A 14,241-nucleotide genomic window follows, 5' to 3' on the forward strand; every position below is an offset into this window, starting at 1 on the left:
TCGGCGCTGCGCCATGGGGCCGGCGGTCGGGCCGACGGGCCTGCGGCGCACGCGCGCTGGGAACTACTCCCCTTCTGGGGTCAGCCTACGGGAGACGCGGCACACCGACGAAGCGCCCGTGGGAGGCTCCACAGCGGTCGGCCGCGCTGATCAGCGGCGAGCGCCCGCGACGGCGAAGCCGCTGAGCGCGATGAGCGCGGAGGCGAGCATGGTGAGGGCGAGCGGGAGCGTGGTGTCCTCGCCGGCGAGGCCGACGAGTCCCGCGACGATGCCGGCGAGCACGAACTGGAGCATGCCCAGCAGCGCCGAGGCGGAGCCGGTCGACCGCTGCGGGACCGCCGAGAGCGCGAGCGCGGTCGCGTTGCCGAAGACCAGGCCGAGCGGGGCGATCGCCGCGAACAGCGGCACCATCAGCCACGCCGGCGGCGCCCCGGCCAGCGTGAGCGCGAGGATCACCAGCACCGCGCAGGTGCTGATCGCCAGCCCCGCGCCGGTCAGGGTGCGCACGCCGACGCGGGAGGCGAGACGGGCGGAGAGCGCCGAGGAGGCCATGATGCCGATCGCGTTGAGGGCGAAGGCGAGCCCGTACTGCACGGTGCCCAGCCCGATCATGTCCTGGTAGACGAAGGGCGAGGCGGAGATGTAGGCCATCATGATCGCCATCCCGAAGCCGAACGCCGCGACGTGCCCGAGGTAGCCGCGGGTCAGCATCGCCGACCAGCCGCTGCGCCCGTCCGCCGAGCTGTCCATCGTGCCGTCCGTCGGGCTGTCCGCGTCCCGTCGGTGCTCGGCGCGGACCTCGGCCGGAAGGGTCTCGCGCACCCAGAGAAGCGTCGCGACCAGGGCGATGAGCCCGAGCGCCGCGACGATGCCCAGCAGGCCGCGCCAGCCGATCGACTCGGCGAGCAGGCTGCCGCCGAGCGGGGCGATGACGGGCGCGACACCGCCGATCATCATCATGACGTTCAGGGCGCGGGCGGCGGCGGGGCCGCGCTCGCGGTCGAGGATCATGGCGCGGCCGATCACCATGCCGGCGGCGCCGCCGAGGCCCTGCAGGAGCCGGGCGACCACGAGCATCTGCACGCTCACGGCGAGGACCGCGGCGATGCTCGCACCGAGGAAGAGCACCAGCCCGATGAGCAGAGGGGGCATGCGCCCGGCACGGTCCGACCAGGGGCCGAAGACGACCTGTCCGAGACCGGCGCCGACGAGGAACGCGGTCAGCGAGAGCTGCACGCCGGTCGCGGTGGTCGCGAGGTCCGAGGTCATGGCGGGGAACGCGGAGAGGTAGAGGTCGGTCCCGAAGGGCGCCACGGCCGCGAGGATCGCCAGGGTCACGAGCATCGCGCCGCCGATCGGGCGGGCGCGCGCGGGATGCGGGGAGTCCGCGCCCGCGGGCGTGGTCATCGCGGGAGTGGTCATCGCGGGCGCGGCCTGCGTCGTGCTCGCTGCCTTCTGCGTCTCCTGTGCGGGCGGGTCGAGGGTCGCTTCGCTCGTCACGTGGTCCGGTCCTCCTTCGCGGCGCACGGGCCGTCCGGCTCATCGCCGGCCCGTCGTGGGCCCGTCGGACGTTCCGACGCACCGCAGGAATATTGTTATGCATTCATTGCAATCGGGCGAGAGAGGCGTGCCGCAGGCCACGCGGCGGGGCGGCCGCGTGCGAGCTGCCGTACCGGGACGACCCGGGGCCGACGGGCCGGATGGTCGACGGCTCGCCTGTCCGTGCGCGGGCCTACGGTGAGGCCATGACCACCAGGACCCCGCCCGACGCGGCCCCCGCGGCGATCGCTGGGCTCGCCTCGATCTCGATCGACTGCCCGGATCCGCGCGCGCTCGCACCCTTCTACCGCTCCCTGCTGGGCCTCACGAAGGCCTTCGCAGCTCCTGATGGGTCCGTCATCGCCCTGGCGGGGGCGGGTCCGATGATCACGCTGATGAGGGTCGACGACTATGTCGCCCCGCAGTGGCCGGGCGGTCCGCAGCGCCAGCAGATGCACCTCGACCTCGCGGCCGAGGATCTCGACACCGGCTCTCGCGCGGTCGTCGCGATCGGCGGCTCGGAGGCGTCGACGCAGCCCGACCCCGGGCGCTGGCGAGTGATGCTGGATCCCGTCGGCCATCCGTTCTGCCTGAGCGCCGTACGGCCTGAGTGAGGACACCGGCCCGCCCGATCGGGTGCGGACCTGCACGAACCCCTCCCCGCTTGAGCACCTGCCTCACGTCAGCTCGTCGTGCTCCCCATTCGTCCACTCCGCGTGCCGACGGGCCGAGGCGAGCACCGCCTCGCGCGCGTGCCGCAGCACGGCGCCCGCGAAGTTCCCGTACAGCCGCTCGAAGCCGAAGCGCGCGGCGCCCTCGGCGACGCGCAGCGCGACGGCCCCGGACAGCGGGATCCGATTGGGGTAGGAGCGCATGAAGGCGAGGGTGCGGCCGTCGGGGTTCGGCGCGATGGTGTCGCCCGAGAGCAGCACTCCGCGTCCGTCGGCCCCACCCCAGTGCACGACGGCACTGCCGGGGAAGTGCCCGCCGAGCTGGGCCGCCGTCACGCCGGGGAGGACCTGCTCCTCCCCCTCCCACAGGTGCAGGTGCAGGTGCGCGGGCGCGCGACCCAGCCAGGCGGCGTCGGCCCGCGCGATCCACACCGGGACGCCGCCGAGCGCCTCCGACCACGCCGACTGCAGGCCGAACATGTGCGGGTGGCTGGGGATGATCGCACGCATCGGCCCGAGGGCCCTCACGGCCTCGATCGCGGCATCGGTGATCGCGGCGGGGACCTCGACCATCACGGTCCCGTGCTCGGTGACCAGCACGTTCGCCTCCTGCCCGATGCCCACGCCCTCGACGCCGCGCAGGGCGAACAGCCCCTCCTCGAGCTCGACGAGGTCGAGCGGGCCGGCGTAGCGGGAGGGGTCGGTCCAGTGCTGGATGCCGTCCGCCGGGAGGTACTGGCGCTCGTCGGCGCAGATCGGGCAGACATCCGGATGGTCCGCCGCGTCGTACTCGACGCCGCAGGTGGCGCACTGCAGGATCCCTCGGGTCGCGGCGCGCGCGTCGAGCATTTCGCCACGGACGACAGCACTGGCGTTCTGGGTCATGATCAGGCCTCTCCTTGAAGACCCTCACCCTCCGACCTCAAGTCCGCTTGAAGTCAAGGCTCTCCCGGCGCAGACTTCTGCCATGACCGCTGACCGCACCGACCCCACTCCCGGGGCCGCTGCCGCCCAGGGGGCCGACGGGCCCGTCCGTCCCTTCCGCGACGAGGCCTCGGGCGCACACGCCTCGCCCGAGGAGCGGCTGACCATCGGCGAGGTCGCCGCTCGCGCGGGCGTCGCGACGAGCGCAATCCGCCACTACGAGTCCCGCGGGCTGCTCACCAGCGAGCGCACCTCCGGCAACCAGCGCCGCTACGCCCGCACGGTGCTGCGGCGCATCGCCGTCATCCAGGCCGCCCAGCACGTGGGCCTCTCCCTGGCCGAGATCGCCGAGGCCTTCTCCCGCTTCCCCCTCGACCACGCGCCCACCAAGCGCGATTGGGCGCGCCTCGCCCGCGAGTGGCGCCCCCGCCTGGACCGCAGGATCCGCGAGCTCGAGCAGGTGCGCGACGGACTCTCGATGTGCGTAGGCTGCGGCTGCCTCTCCATGCGCCAGTGCGCGATCTACAATCCCGACGACGCGCTCGGGGCATCCGGCCCGGGAGCTCGGCGCGTGTTCCCGCACCCCGAGGAGGGGTGACGGGCTCCAGGTGACCGGCGCCAGATCACCGGCACCGAGCACCGGACCCCACGTTCCAGACCCCGGGTCCGCGCCCGCGCCGTCGGCCGTACCCTCGACCCATGGAGCACTCCTCGTCCGCCCCGCAGCCCCTGCACCACGTGGAGCTGTGGACCCATGACCTCGCGGGCGCGGTGCCGTCCTTCGACTGGCTGCTCGGAGAGCTCGGCTGGAGCGGCGAGTCGGATCCGCAGTGGCCGACGGGCCGCATCTGGCGCCACGCGAGCGGCGTCTACCTCGTGCTCGAGCAGTCCCCCGCCGTGGTCGGCGACGGGCACGACCGCCTGCGGCCGGGCCTGAACCATCTCGCGCTGCGGCTGCCGCCGGACGACGACGCGGGCATGCGATCTCCGACCGCCACCGGCACGGGCGCACTCCGGGACGCGGCCGCAGCCCCCGCCCCACTCGACCGCCTGCGCGAGCAGGCCCCGGACCACGGCTGGGCGGAGCTCTTCTCCGAGTCCTATCCACACGCCGGCGGCCCCGAGCACACGGCCCTGTTCCTCGAGAACGGGCAGGGATTCGAGATCGAGATCGTCGCCTGAGCCTCAACAGAGAGCCTATTGATACAATAGAAGTTACCAGGTAAACGCCCCGCCAGCCCCGCAACAAGTTCGACGCCCCCTATTGGGGGCCTTAGGGGCTCGCCCAATAAATTCCCATGCACTACATACCCCCCCCGACCAACAATTGACTAAACTCCAAATCGCATCAATCCGTCATTAATTTTTCAAGTGCGCGAGCACGGCTATCAGCAATTCGTAAGGGCTAGAATACTGCCCTGAAGCGCCATTACGTCTCGCGCTTTCTTCCTGTGCCGGAGTTGACGAACTTGAATACATAAGTACAGGTATCGCGGGCGCCCCCAAAATGCCTTCCTTGGTAATCCGGTATGCCAACTCTAGTCCAGCGAAAGCGCCCTCAGGTCGCCTAACATCAGTTATCACCAAGTCAAATGAATTGCATTGCATCAGAGCGATTGCGTCGGTGGAGTTTTCCACCCCAACTACACTCACCCCCGCGCACTGAAGGGCCCTACGTTCCCAAGCGACACTTTCCAACTTGTCATCCACCCACAGCACTTGCTTTACCGACGCACTCGCATCGGTAAGCCAGCGCGCAAGCTCGTCCTCGTACCTGCGCTCCAGGGAGTTGCTCGGCGCCTCACCTCCCCTCATCTCATTCGCACGCCGAGTAAAATGCAAGACCTCAAGGACGTTTTCATGGAAGTAACTCGCGCGATCCCAAGCGCGATCTTCAGTCTTGCCGGCTTCAATAGCTTGTCGGCGATAGATTGCAACAGCTAGCCCGATGGCCGCCATAGTTAACCCGATCGATAGCTCCGCACTGAAGGTCATGGAACTAAAGTTGCGCTTCACCCATGAATTTGGCACGAACGACTCGATGCACACAAGCATCGCTACGACGGCCACGACAAGACCTACCGAGCCAAGAACTTCACGTACAGACTTGAGTGCATTCATTGCAGCAACATGGGCGTGCTCACGCTTGCCGTGACTGCCGCCACGCGGTTTGTTGCCACCGCCCGGGAGGGAAGGCTTCTTGACACATTCGTCACTCACCCGACACCTAACCTCTGCTTGTGATGTTTTCATTGGCGTTCGAACTCGCGCCCAATCTGAACGCAGCAGGCTAGGGCGAATTCAGGCGGCACATTAAGGTCTCCGCGTGCAACCCAGTCAAGATGTGATTGTTCTTCCGCGTTTGCCGCACGCAGCAACACAAACAGTACCGCAGCACGTCTTCAGCACGGGTTAACGGGCGTGCTTCTCGTGCGGTGCCCCAGGAGGGTCCGGGCCAACGCATTCGTCACCAAACCGCCCCAAGAGACGCCGCACCAGGCCACCCCAACCTCGTCGGACACGCGGGTTCTTGCCGCAGGACGCTCGCCGTTCACCTCTCATACACCCGCGACAGGGCGGACATAGGCGCTCCACAGGCGCGGGACGAATCCTCGATGGCACACCGATCATCGAGGAGCACCCTTCATGTCCGCCATCGCCCTGTACGCCCTGGATCTCGTCGCCGCCGCGACCCTGACCTTCGGCATCTACTGGCCCCGCCATCGCCGCCGCGACCTCGTCGTCGCCTTCCTCGGCATCAACGTCGGCGTCCTCGCCGTCTCCGCCCTGCTCGCGAACTCGGCCGTGAGCGCCGGGATCGGCCTGGGCCTGTTCGGCGTGCTGTCGATCATCCGCCTGCGCTCCGACGAGCTCGCCCAGCACGAGATCGCCTACTACTTCGCGTTCCTGGCGCTCGGCCTCGTGGGCGGCCTGTCCGTCACTCCCGCCTGGATGGGCGCCGTGTTCATGGCGCTCATCGTCCTGACGATGACCCTCGTCGACCACCCGGCGCTGCTCGCCGAGCACCGTCGGCAGGTGGTGATCGTCGACCGCGCGATCGCCGACGAGGACGAGCTGCGCGAGCACCTCTCCCGGATGCTCGGCGGCCGCGTGACCTCGCTCAGCGTGCAGCGCCTGGACACCGTCTCGGACACCACCATGGTCGACGTCCGCTACCGCCTCACCGGCGAGCGCCCCGAGGGCGCCGCGATCCCGATCGAGGCCAGCGCCGCCGAGCGCTCGATCCCGTCGGCCGGGCGCACCAGCATGGCCGCCCCCGTCAGCACCGACTCGAAGACCGGCCCCGAGGACCGCACCGGTCTCCGCCCGGACGCCGACCGGACCGCCCAGGGGGTCGCACGATGACCAGCCTGAGCACGCTTCCCGCCGTCGGCCTCGAGGAGATCTCCGAGCGCGCCGGCCTGATGACCCGCGTGGACCGCAAGTACCTGGTGCCCCGCGAGACCGTCCAGGAGCTCATCACGGAGCTCGACGGCAGCATCCGCGTCCTGGAGATCGGAGGCCGCCGCACCTTCCGCTACACCTCCACCTATTACGACACCGCGGACCTCGCGACCTTCCGCGCCGCGGCCGGGAAGCGCCGTCGGCGGGCGAAGATCCGCTGCCGTGAGTACGTCGACTCCGGCACCGCCTTCCTCGAGGTGAAGACCGCCACCGGGCGCGGCGGATCCTCCAAGCAGCGGATCCCGGTCCCGGCCGGTCCCGGCGCGGCCCCGACCTCAGGGCCCCTGGAGGGCACCTCCCGCGCCTTCGTCGACACCGCCCTCGACGGCGCCGGCTGCGCGCTCGACGGGGAGCTCGGCCCCGTGCTCACCACCCACTACGACCGCACGACGCTGCTGGTCACCGGGGAGGAGAGCCGCGTGACGATCGACGCCGGGCTGCGCTGGGAGATCCCCGGCACGCAGCGTCCCACGGGCACCGGCAGGCACGCCTCGACCACCCCGCACCCCGGCTACGACCTCGACGGCCTCGTGGTCGTCGAGACGAAGGCGGGGACACGGCCGGGGGGCGCGGACCGCCTGCTCTGGGCCGACGGGCACCGCCCGGTGCGGATCTCGAAGTTCGCGACGGGCCTGGCCCTGCTGGATCCGCGGCTGCCGGGGAACCGCTGGCACCGCACGCTCCAGAAGGTCCGCTCGCCGGCGGCGCCGGCGGACGTCCGGGCCGCCTGAGGCCTCCCCGTCACCACCCGACCCGTCGCGAGGACACGACCAGCGATCACCACGAGCCCAGCCGACACCTCGAGACCAGCCATCAGCACAGCACCAACCACCAGCACAGCACCCGCCATCACCACGGCCCCGCGCCGCGAGAGGACACGATCACCATGACCAACCAGCACACCCCCGAGGACCCGTCGACCATCGACCCCGCCGCGACCGCTCCGCCGTCGGACGCACCGCCCGCCGCACCGCCTGCCGCGCCGTCCGCAGTGGGCGGGCACGGCCGCAGCGCACGGAGCATCCGGCGCACCATGGCCGCCGTGGCGGCGGGCGCCGCGACCCTCGCCCTCGCGGCCTGCGGAGCGGCGACCGCCGTCACCGGCGCCTCCTCGAGCAGCGACGCCGCGACGACGAGCACGACCTCCTCCTCGAGCAGCTCCGCCAGCAACGACATGCTCTCGAGCCTCGACCTGACCACGCTCGACACCCACTACGACGAGGGCGACCTGTCCTGGGACGAGGCCGACGAGCAGGCCATCACCCTCTCCGACGACGGCTCGACCTCTGACTCCTCGGGCGTGAGCGTCGACGACTCGACCGTGACGATCACCGAGGGCGGCGTCTACCGGGTCTCCGGGTCGCTGAGCGACGGCCAGCTGGTCGTCGACGCCCCGGACGACGAATCCGTGACGATCATCCTCGACGACGCCTCGATCACCTCCAGCAGCGGCCCCGCCATCTCCATGAACAGCGCGGACGAGGCGACCCTGTACCTGGCCGACGGCACGGAGAACTCCGTCGAGGACGGCACGGACTACGAGGTGGCCGATGACGCGACGCCCGTCGCGGCGATCGCCTCGGCCTCCGATCTCGCGATCGCCGGCAGCGGCTCGCTCTCGGTCACCGGCACCACGAACGACGGCATCTCCACGAAGGACGGCCTCGTGATCGCGGGCGGCGACATCACGGTCGACGCCGCCGACGACGCCATCCGCGGCAAGGACTACGTGGAGGTCATCGGCGGCACCTTCGACATCACCAGCGGCGGCGACGCCATCAAGTCCGACAACTACGAGGACGAGGACCGCGGCTGGGTGCTCATCAGCGCCGGCACCTTCACGGTCGACGCCGGGGACGACGGGATCGACGCCGAGCAGGCGATCGAGATCGCCGACGGCACGCTGACCATCGAGAAGTCCCAGGAGGGGCTCGAGGCGAACGACGTCATGATCGAGGGCGGCACCGTGGACATCACGGCCTCGGACGACGGCGTCAACTCCACTGCCGCCACCACCGAGGAGGAGGCCGCGGCGGAGGAGTCGTCCGACGCATCGGACTCCACGACCTCGACGGACTCGAGCACCTCCACCGACGACGCCGACGCCCAGCAGCAGGGCATGGGCGGGGGCAGCGAGGAGGACGATGGCTCGTGGCTGTCGATCTCCGGCGGCACCGTGACCATCGACGCAGACTTCGACGGCCTCGACTCCAACGGCTCGATCTCGCTGACCGGCGGCGACATCACCATCACGAGCGCCGACAACGGCGGCGACTCCCCAGTGGACGCCAACGGCGACGTGACCTTCGACGGGGCGACCCTGACCGCGAACGGCACCGAGATCACCTCGGCCGACGACCTGCAGTCCCAGGCCGGCGGCATGGGCGGCGGCCAGATGGGTCAGGGCGGCGGCACGCCTCCCGACCAGCAGGACAGCTCTTCGAGCAGTAACTCGGGCAGCGACTCGGGCACCGCCTCCTGACGTTCGACGCGGCCGCAGTGGGCCACGCAGCCACAGCGACCGGCGCGGCCGCAGCGACCGGAGCACCCCACACGATGTGAGCGTGGCGAGCCAAAGTCCCCGGACTCTGGCTCGCCACGCTCACATCTTCGCGTGCGCGGCGGGGCGCGGCCTCAGCGGAAGTCGCCGCCGGCGAAGGACTCCTCGAGCTCCTCGAGGGAGCGGCCGCTGGTGTTGGGCAGGGTGCGCCAGAGGAACAACACCACGATCGCCCCGAGCACGGCGAAGATCCCGAACATGCCCTGCAGCCCGGCCATGCTCACGACCACGGGGAACAGGAAGGTCAGCGCGGCGTTCGCGATCCACATGAAGAACACGGAGATCCCCATGCCGAGGCCCCGCAGGTGCAGCGGGAACATCTCGGCGAGCGCGACCCACACGGGGGCGTTCAGGCACAGCTGCACGAAGAACATGAAGGTCACGAACAGGCACAGGATGATCACGGCGCGGGCGGTGCCGGCGGGCATGGCGATCGCGGTGAGCATGATCAGCACGTGCACGGCGGTGGTCACGCAGAAGCCGCCGATGATCAGGCGGCGCCTGGCGACGCGGTCGATGAGCACGAACAGGCACAGCGCGGTGCCGACCACGGCGATCACGCCGTTGGCGACGTTCGCGATGATCGCGGCCTTCGCGGAGAAGCCCGCCTCGCCCAGCAGCTGGGTGCCGTAGTACATGATCGAGTTGACGCCGGTGAGCTGCTGGGCGACGGCCAGTCCGCTGCCCGCGACCACCAGGCGCACCACCCAGCCGATCTGCAGCGCCGCGAAGCCGGCCGTGCGGGTGGTCGTCTCCTCCTCGGCGAGCTGCTCGACCTCGGCGATCTCGGCGCGGGCGCGCTCCTCGTCGCGCACCAGCATGAGCACGGCGAGCGCGTCCTCGATGCGGCCCTTCGAGATCAGCCAGCGCGGCGACTCGGGCTGGCGCAGCATCCCCAGGAACAGCACGATCGCGGGCACGGCGCAGACGGCGAGCATGTACCGCCACACGCCCTCGTGGTGGCCCCAGAGGTTGAAGATGATGGCGTTGATGATGAAGGCGGCCATCTGGCCGGCGACGATGGCGAGCTCGTTGCGTCCGCTGAGGCCGCCGCGGCGCTCGGTGGGCGCGAGCTCGGCGAGGTAGACCGGGACCGTCACGGAGGCGGCGCCCACGGCGAGGCCCAGCACGAAGCGCGAGGGCAGCATGACGGAGAGCCCGGGTGCGAGCACGCAGCCCAGCGTCGCCACGAAGAACACGAGGGCGATCGTGGTCAGTGCCCTCTTGCGCCCCACGCGGTCGTTGAAGGCTCCGCCGACGGCCGCGCCGAAGGCCGCTCCGACCAGCAGGGACGAGGTCACGAGGCCCTCGGTGACCGCGGTGAGGCCGAGGTCGGAGATCATCGGCTCGAGCGCGCCGTTGATGACGCCCGTGTCATAGCCGAACAGGAGGCCGCCGAAGGTCGCGATGACGGCGATCAGGTCGAGCCGGCGCACGTGGGGGCCGGGCCGCAGCGGCGGCAGGGTCGGGGCGGGCGCCGCGGCGGGCACCCCGGAGGCAGCAGATCGGAACGACATGAGGTTCTCCTTCGAACTCTCGTCCCGGCCCCGCGGTCGGGAGCCGGCGGACGGGGCGCGCGCGGTGCGGGCGGCCCGTCGGGCGGCGCGTCGGTGCGCCGCCCGGTGCGGATCAGGCGGGGACGGAGGCGTTCCCGACGGCGCCGCGGGTGAGGTCCTGCGCCGCACGCAGGGTGCTGACGGCGAACGCGACGGAGTCGCGCTGGCTGAGCTCGTAGTCCTCGTTCTCGATGGAGACGGGGCCGGCGTACCCGCCGCCCGCGAGAGCCTCCATCCAGCGGGCCCAGAAGGCGGGCCCGTCGGGGTGCCCGCGGCCGACGGCCACGAAGTTCCACGCGCGCTCGTCGACCTGGGGGTTCGGCGTGGTCTCGAGGCGCGAGGCGACGGCCGCGCGCTCCTCGATGCGGGTGTCCTTGGCGTGGACGTGGTGGACGGTGCCGGCGAGGGCGCGGGCTGCCTCGATCGGGTCGGCGCCCATCCACAGCAGGTGGCTGGGGTCGAGGTTCGCGCCGATGGCGGGGCCGACGGCCTCGCGCAGCCGCAGCAGGGACGGCACGGAGTAGACGAGCTGGTTGGCGTGCATCTCTACGGCGATCCTCACCCCGCGCTTCTCGGCCTCGGCGGCGATCTGCTCCCAGTAGCGCGCGGCGACCTCCCACTGGTGGGCGAGCAGGCGGCCGTTCTCGGGCGGCCAGACGGTGGTGATCCAGGCCGGGAAGGAGTCGCCCGGGGCGGCGGGCAGTCCCGACATCGTCACCACGGTGTCCACGCCGAGGTCCTCGGCGAGGCAGAGTGCTCCGCGCAGCACGTGGTCGTCGCGTTCGCCCTGGTGGGGGTGCAGCGGGTTGCCGGCGGCGTTCAGCGCCTCCAGGCGCAGTCCGCGCCCGGTGATGTCCGCGGCCAGGCGTCGGCGCGCGGCGGGCTCGGCGAGGAGCTCCTCGAGGTCGGCGTGCGGGGCGGGCGACCAGCCGCCGTGGTTTCCGCCGAGGCCGATCTCGACGGTCTCGACGCCCAGCTGGGCGGCGAGATCCAGCGCGTCCTCGCGGGTGAGCTCGGAGAGGCTGTCGGTGAGCAGGCCGAGCGGGTGCGTGGTCGTCATGCCATCGCCGCCTCGGCCGCGTGGAGCCCGAACACCCCGAGCTCCCGCAATCGGGAGGTCCCGGGGACGTCGAGGTCGGGGATGCCGGTGACGCCGGCGCGGTGCAGGGGCCCGGTGGTCTCGAGCGGCAGGCCGACGGTGCGGCCGAGGGCCGCGGAGCCGTAGGCCGCGACGACGGTCTCGAGGACGTGGAGGGCGGCGGCGCCATCGGCCGCCGGGGCGCGGTGCTCATGGATCGCCGCGGCGAGGTCGGCGAGCAGGTCGCGCATGGAGTCGGCGATGAGGCCGTCGAGCTCCTGGCCGGCGGGCAGGTCGAGGGCGCGGGTGCCCTCGGCGGTGGTGACGTCGAGGGACTCGAACGGGGCCCAGGGGATCGTGCCGTCGGCCCGGTAGTGCAGGATGGCGCGGCCCGCGGTGCCGTCGACACGGATGCCGCCGGGGCCCATGCCCCAGCCGATGTTCACCAGGCCCGCGCGGTCGCCGGCCTCGAGGCGGGCGAGGGCCAGGCTCTCGACGGCGTCGCCCGGGGCGGCGTCGATCCAGGCGGAGACGCCCTCGACCTCGCGCCCCAGCAGGTGCTGGGTGAGGTAGACGCCGTGGAGCATGTCGATGAGCACGCCGCCGCCGGAGGCCGCGGGGTCCTTGCGCCACTGCGGGCGGTAGCCGCTCGCGCCGGCGGCGTCGACGACGCCGAGCATGTCGACGGCGACGCTGCGCACCTGCCCGATCTCGCCGCTCGCGATGAGGTCGGCGAGGGCCCGGATCTCGGGGAACAGGAGGTAGTTGTGCATGGTGGCGAGCTGGACGCCGGCCGCGCGGGCGGCGTCGACCATGTCGGCCGCCTCGGCGGGGATCGCGGCGAGCGGCTTCTCGCTCATCACGTGCTTGCCGGCGCGGGCGGCGGCGATCACGAGGTCACGGTGGAGGTGCTGGGGCGTGCAGACGTCGATCACGTCGATGTCCTCGCGCGCGATGAGGTCGAGGGCGTCGGCGTGCACCTGCTCCGGGGTCAGGCCGGCGGTGGTGCGGCCCAGCTCGAGTCGCTCCGGGGTGGGGTCGGCGAGGCCGACGATCTCGAAGGTGCCGGGCAGCGCCTGGTAGGCGGGGACGTGGAAGTTCAGGGCGACATTGCCGCAGCCGATGAGGCCGACGCGCACGGTGGTCATGGAGTGCTCCTGGGTGTGGTGGGAGGCCTCGACGTCGGGGCCGGAGGGCGAGGACGGGCGACCCGTCAGCGGGTCGGAGTCAGTGGGTCGGAGTCAGTGGGTCGGAGTCAGTGGGCCGGACCGAACATCGGCGTCAGCCCGAGGCGCCGGCGAGGGCGACGCTCTCCCCCGTGCGCGCGGCGGCGTCGAGCGCCTCGAGCACGGCGGCCTGGGCGATCGCGTCCTCTCGGCCGAAGCGGGGCGTCTCCTCACCGCGGACGGCGCGGGAGGCGGACTCGATCTCGAGGCGGTAGGCGTCGAGGCTGTCGGGCCCCGGGGCGAGACCGAGGACGCCGTCCGGGTCGGCCTCGATGCGTCGCGCCTGCTCGCCCTGCACGAGGGTCACGGAGGCCTCGCGGCACAGCCACGGGTCGGGCACGAGCAGGCGGCCGCGGGTGCCCACGAGCTCGAGCTCGTCGCGGCGCTCGAGGTCCAGGCCCACGTCGAGCTGGGCGAGGGCGCCGCCGGTCATCTCGAGGGTGGCCGCCATCCGCAGGTCCCCGCCGTCGGCCCCCGGCGCCTCGTCGACGACGCGGGCGGCGCGGACCGTGCGGGGCTCGCCCGCGAGGAGCCGCAGGGCGCTCACGCAGTAGCAGCCGAGGTCGCGGTGGGCACCCCCGCCGAGGGCCGCGATGCGGCGGATGTCGCCCGCAGGGGCGTCGACGGTGAGGGCGGCGCGGACCAGCGCGAGATCGCCGATCGCGCCCTCGGCCAGCAGGTTCTCGACGAGGCGGGTGCGCGGGTGCTGGCGCCACATGAGGCCCTCGATGAGCACGCGGTCCGCGGCTGCGGCGGCGTCGAAGCAGGCAGCAGCGTCGGCCGCAGTGAGGGCGAGGGGCTTCTCGCACAGCACGTGCTTGCCGGCCTCCAGGGCGCGGATCGCCCACTCGGCGTGCAGGGCGATGGGCAGCGGGATGTAGACGGCGTCGACGTCGGGATCGGCGAGCAGCTGCTCGTAGCCGGTGTGCGCGCGCTCGATGCCGAGCCCGCGAGCGAAGTCCTCGGTGCGCCGTGCGTCGCGACCGGCGATCGCCACGAGGCGCGCCCCGCGGGCCGCGTCGATCGCGGGGGCGAGGGTGCGGCCGATGGAGGCCGTGGAGAGCATCCCCCAGCGCACCTCGGGAGCCTCGCCGCCGCCGGGCGCGTGCTCGATCGTCGTCATCGTCGTTCCTCCTCGAACAGTCGGGATCGTGACCCGATGGACTAGACCGGTCTAGTCGTGTAGACCGGTCTAGAGTACGAAAGCGGGCCAGAGCCCGTC

The 14,241-nt window shown here is 71.8% G+C and carries 13 protein-coding genes; 6 read left to right on the forward strand and 7 right to left on the reverse strand.

Annotated elements, in window-relative coordinates; genetic code table 11:
- Nucleotides 1-150: 150 nt before the first annotated feature.
- The gene (locus FHG10_RS12850; RefSeq protein ID WP_227488239.1) at nucleotides 151-1,500 is read right to left on the reverse strand and encodes a multidrug effflux MFS transporter; all 1,350 of its coding nucleotides are present in this window, start codon (nucleotides 1,498-1,500) and stop codon (nucleotides 151-153) included.
- Between the two features lie 245 nt (nucleotides 1,501-1,745).
- On the opposite strand from FHG10_RS12850, the gene FHG10_RS12855 reads away from it, so the two are divergent.
- Nucleotides 1,746-2,153: a VOC family protein gene (locus FHG10_RS12855; RefSeq protein WP_152353747.1), complete on the forward strand. Its 408-nt coding sequence runs from the start codon at nucleotides 1,746-1,748 to the stop codon at nucleotides 2,151-2,153.
- 63 nt (nucleotides 2,154-2,216) lie between these two features.
- On the opposite strand, the gene FHG10_RS12860 is transcribed toward FHG10_RS12855, so the two are convergent.
- Nucleotides 2,217-3,095: an MBL fold metallo-hydrolase gene (locus FHG10_RS12860; RefSeq protein WP_227488240.1), complete on the reverse strand. Its 879-nt coding sequence runs from the start codon at nucleotides 3,093-3,095 to the stop codon at nucleotides 2,217-2,219.
- Between the two features lie 82 nt (nucleotides 3,096-3,177).
- Between FHG10_RS12860 and soxR the strand changes: the two genes are divergently transcribed.
- On the forward strand, nucleotides 3,178-3,732 hold the full coding sequence (soxR, locus tag FHG10_RS12865) for a redox-sensitive transcriptional activator SoxR (RefSeq protein ID WP_152353748.1): 555 nt from the start codon (nucleotides 3,178-3,180) through the stop codon (nucleotides 3,730-3,732).
- Between the two features lie 101 nt (nucleotides 3,733-3,833).
- On the forward strand, nucleotides 3,834-4,316 hold the full coding sequence (locus tag FHG10_RS12870) for a VOC family protein (protein ID WP_152353749.1): 483 nt from the start codon (nucleotides 3,834-3,836) through the stop codon (nucleotides 4,314-4,316).
- Nucleotides 4,317-4,493: 177 nt separating this feature from the next.
- Here the strand turns inward: FHG10_RS12870 and FHG10_RS12875 are convergent, their stop codons facing one another.
- The gene (locus FHG10_RS12875; protein ID WP_193636305.1) at nucleotides 4,494-5,354 is read right to left on the reverse strand and encodes a response regulator; all 861 of its coding nucleotides are present in this window, start codon (nucleotides 5,352-5,354) and stop codon (nucleotides 4,494-4,496) included.
- A gap of 426 nt (nucleotides 5,355-5,780) precedes the next feature.
- On the opposite strand from FHG10_RS12875, the gene FHG10_RS12880 reads away from it, so the two are divergent.
- The 3 genes from FHG10_RS12880 to FHG10_RS12890 all read left to right on the forward strand — a co-directional run bounded on the left by FHG10_RS12880 (nucleotide 5,781) and on the right by FHG10_RS12890 (nucleotide 9,081).
- Nucleotides 5,781-6,500 (forward strand): DUF4956 domain-containing protein, encoded by a 720-nt coding sequence (locus tag FHG10_RS12880; RefSeq protein ID WP_152353751.1) that lies wholly within the window; start codon nucleotides 5,781-5,783, stop codon nucleotides 6,498-6,500.
- Nucleotides 6,497-7,330: a polyphosphate polymerase domain-containing protein gene (locus tag FHG10_RS12885; RefSeq protein ID WP_152353752.1), complete on the forward strand. Its 834-nt coding sequence runs from the start codon at nucleotides 6,497-6,499 to the stop codon at nucleotides 7,328-7,330. Before FHG10_RS12880 ends, FHG10_RS12885 begins: the two co-directional genes overlap by 4 nt.
- Nucleotides 7,331-7,485: 155 nt before the next feature.
- Nucleotides 7,486-9,081 carry a carbohydrate-binding domain-containing protein gene (locus tag FHG10_RS12890; RefSeq protein WP_152353753.1) on the forward strand — a complete coding sequence of 532 codons (1,596 nt, stop codon included), beginning with the start codon at nucleotides 7,486-7,488 and terminating at the stop codon, nucleotides 9,079-9,081.
- A gap of 152 nt (nucleotides 9,082-9,233) precedes the next feature.
- Here FHG10_RS12890 and FHG10_RS12895 read toward each other — a convergent pair whose 3' ends face one another.
- From FHG10_RS12895 to FHG10_RS12910, 4 genes are all read right to left on the reverse strand, one after another.
- Complete coding sequence (locus FHG10_RS12895; RefSeq protein ID WP_152353754.1) at nucleotides 9,234-10,676, reverse strand: sugar porter family MFS transporter; 1,443 nt, start codon at nucleotides 10,674-10,676, stop codon at nucleotides 9,234-9,236.
- 112 nt (nucleotides 10,677-10,788) lie between these two features.
- Entirely contained in the window at nucleotides 10,789-11,775 is a 987-nt protein-coding gene (locus FHG10_RS12900; RefSeq protein ID WP_152353755.1) for a sugar phosphate isomerase/epimerase family protein, read from the reverse strand.
- Nucleotides 11,772-12,941 (reverse strand): Gfo/Idh/MocA family protein, encoded by a 1,170-nt coding sequence (locus tag FHG10_RS12905; protein ID WP_152353756.1) that lies wholly within the window; start codon nucleotides 12,939-12,941, stop codon nucleotides 11,772-11,774. Before FHG10_RS12905 ends, FHG10_RS12900 begins: the two co-directional genes overlap by 4 nt.
- Before the next feature lie 133 nt (nucleotides 12,942-13,074).
- Complete coding sequence (locus tag FHG10_RS12910) at nucleotides 13,075-14,142, reverse strand: Gfo/Idh/MocA family protein (RefSeq protein WP_193636306.1); 1,068 nt, start codon at nucleotides 14,140-14,142, stop codon at nucleotides 13,075-13,077.
- Between the last annotated feature and the right edge of the window lie 99 nt (nucleotides 14,143-14,241).

It is taken from the genome of Brachybacterium subflavum (genome assembly GCF_009299795.1).
In the GTDB taxonomy this organism is placed as follows: domain Bacteria; phylum Actinomycetota; class Actinomycetes; order Actinomycetales; family Dermabacteraceae; genus Brachybacterium; species Brachybacterium subflavum.

Excerpts from the sequence above, each read along its gene's own strand:
- FHG10_RS12855 (WP_152353747.1), top strand. The coding sequence starts at position 1,746 with ATGACCACCAGGACCCCGCCCGACGCGGCCCCCGCGGCGATCGCTGGG.
- FHG10_RS12860 (WP_227488240.1), bottom strand. The coding sequence starts at position 3,095 with ATGACCCAGAACGCCAGTGCTGTCGTCCGTGGCGAAATGCTCGACGCG.
- soxR (WP_152353748.1), top strand. The coding sequence starts at position 3,178 with ATGACCGCTGACCGCACCGACCCCACTCCCGGGGCCGCTGCCGCCCAG.
- FHG10_RS12870 (WP_152353749.1), top strand. The coding sequence starts at position 3,834 with ATGGAGCACTCCTCGTCCGCCCCGCAGCCCCTGCACCACGTGGAGCTG.
- FHG10_RS12880 (WP_152353751.1), top strand. The coding sequence starts at position 5,781 with ATGTCCGCCATCGCCCTGTACGCCCTGGATCTCGTCGCCGCCGCGACC.
- FHG10_RS12885 (WP_152353752.1), top strand. The coding sequence starts at position 6,497 with ATGACCAGCCTGAGCACGCTTCCCGCCGTCGGCCTCGAGGAGATCTCC.
- FHG10_RS12890 (WP_152353753.1), top strand. The coding sequence starts at position 7,486 with ATGACCAACCAGCACACCCCCGAGGACCCGTCGACCATCGACCCCGCC.
- FHG10_RS12895 (WP_152353754.1), bottom strand. The coding sequence starts at position 10,676 with ATGTCGTTCCGATCTGCTGCCTCCGGGGTGCCCGCCGCGGCGCCCGCC.
- FHG10_RS12900 (WP_152353755.1), bottom strand. The coding sequence starts at position 11,775 with ATGACGACCACGCACCCGCTCGGCCTGCTCACCGACAGCCTCTCCGAG.
- FHG10_RS12905 (WP_152353756.1), bottom strand. The coding sequence starts at position 12,941 with ATGACCACCGTGCGCGTCGGCCTCATCGGCTGCGGCAATGTCGCCCTG.
- FHG10_RS12910 (WP_193636306.1), bottom strand. The coding sequence starts at position 14,142 with ATGACGACGATCGAGCACGCGCCCGGCGGCGGCGAGGCTCCCGAGGTG.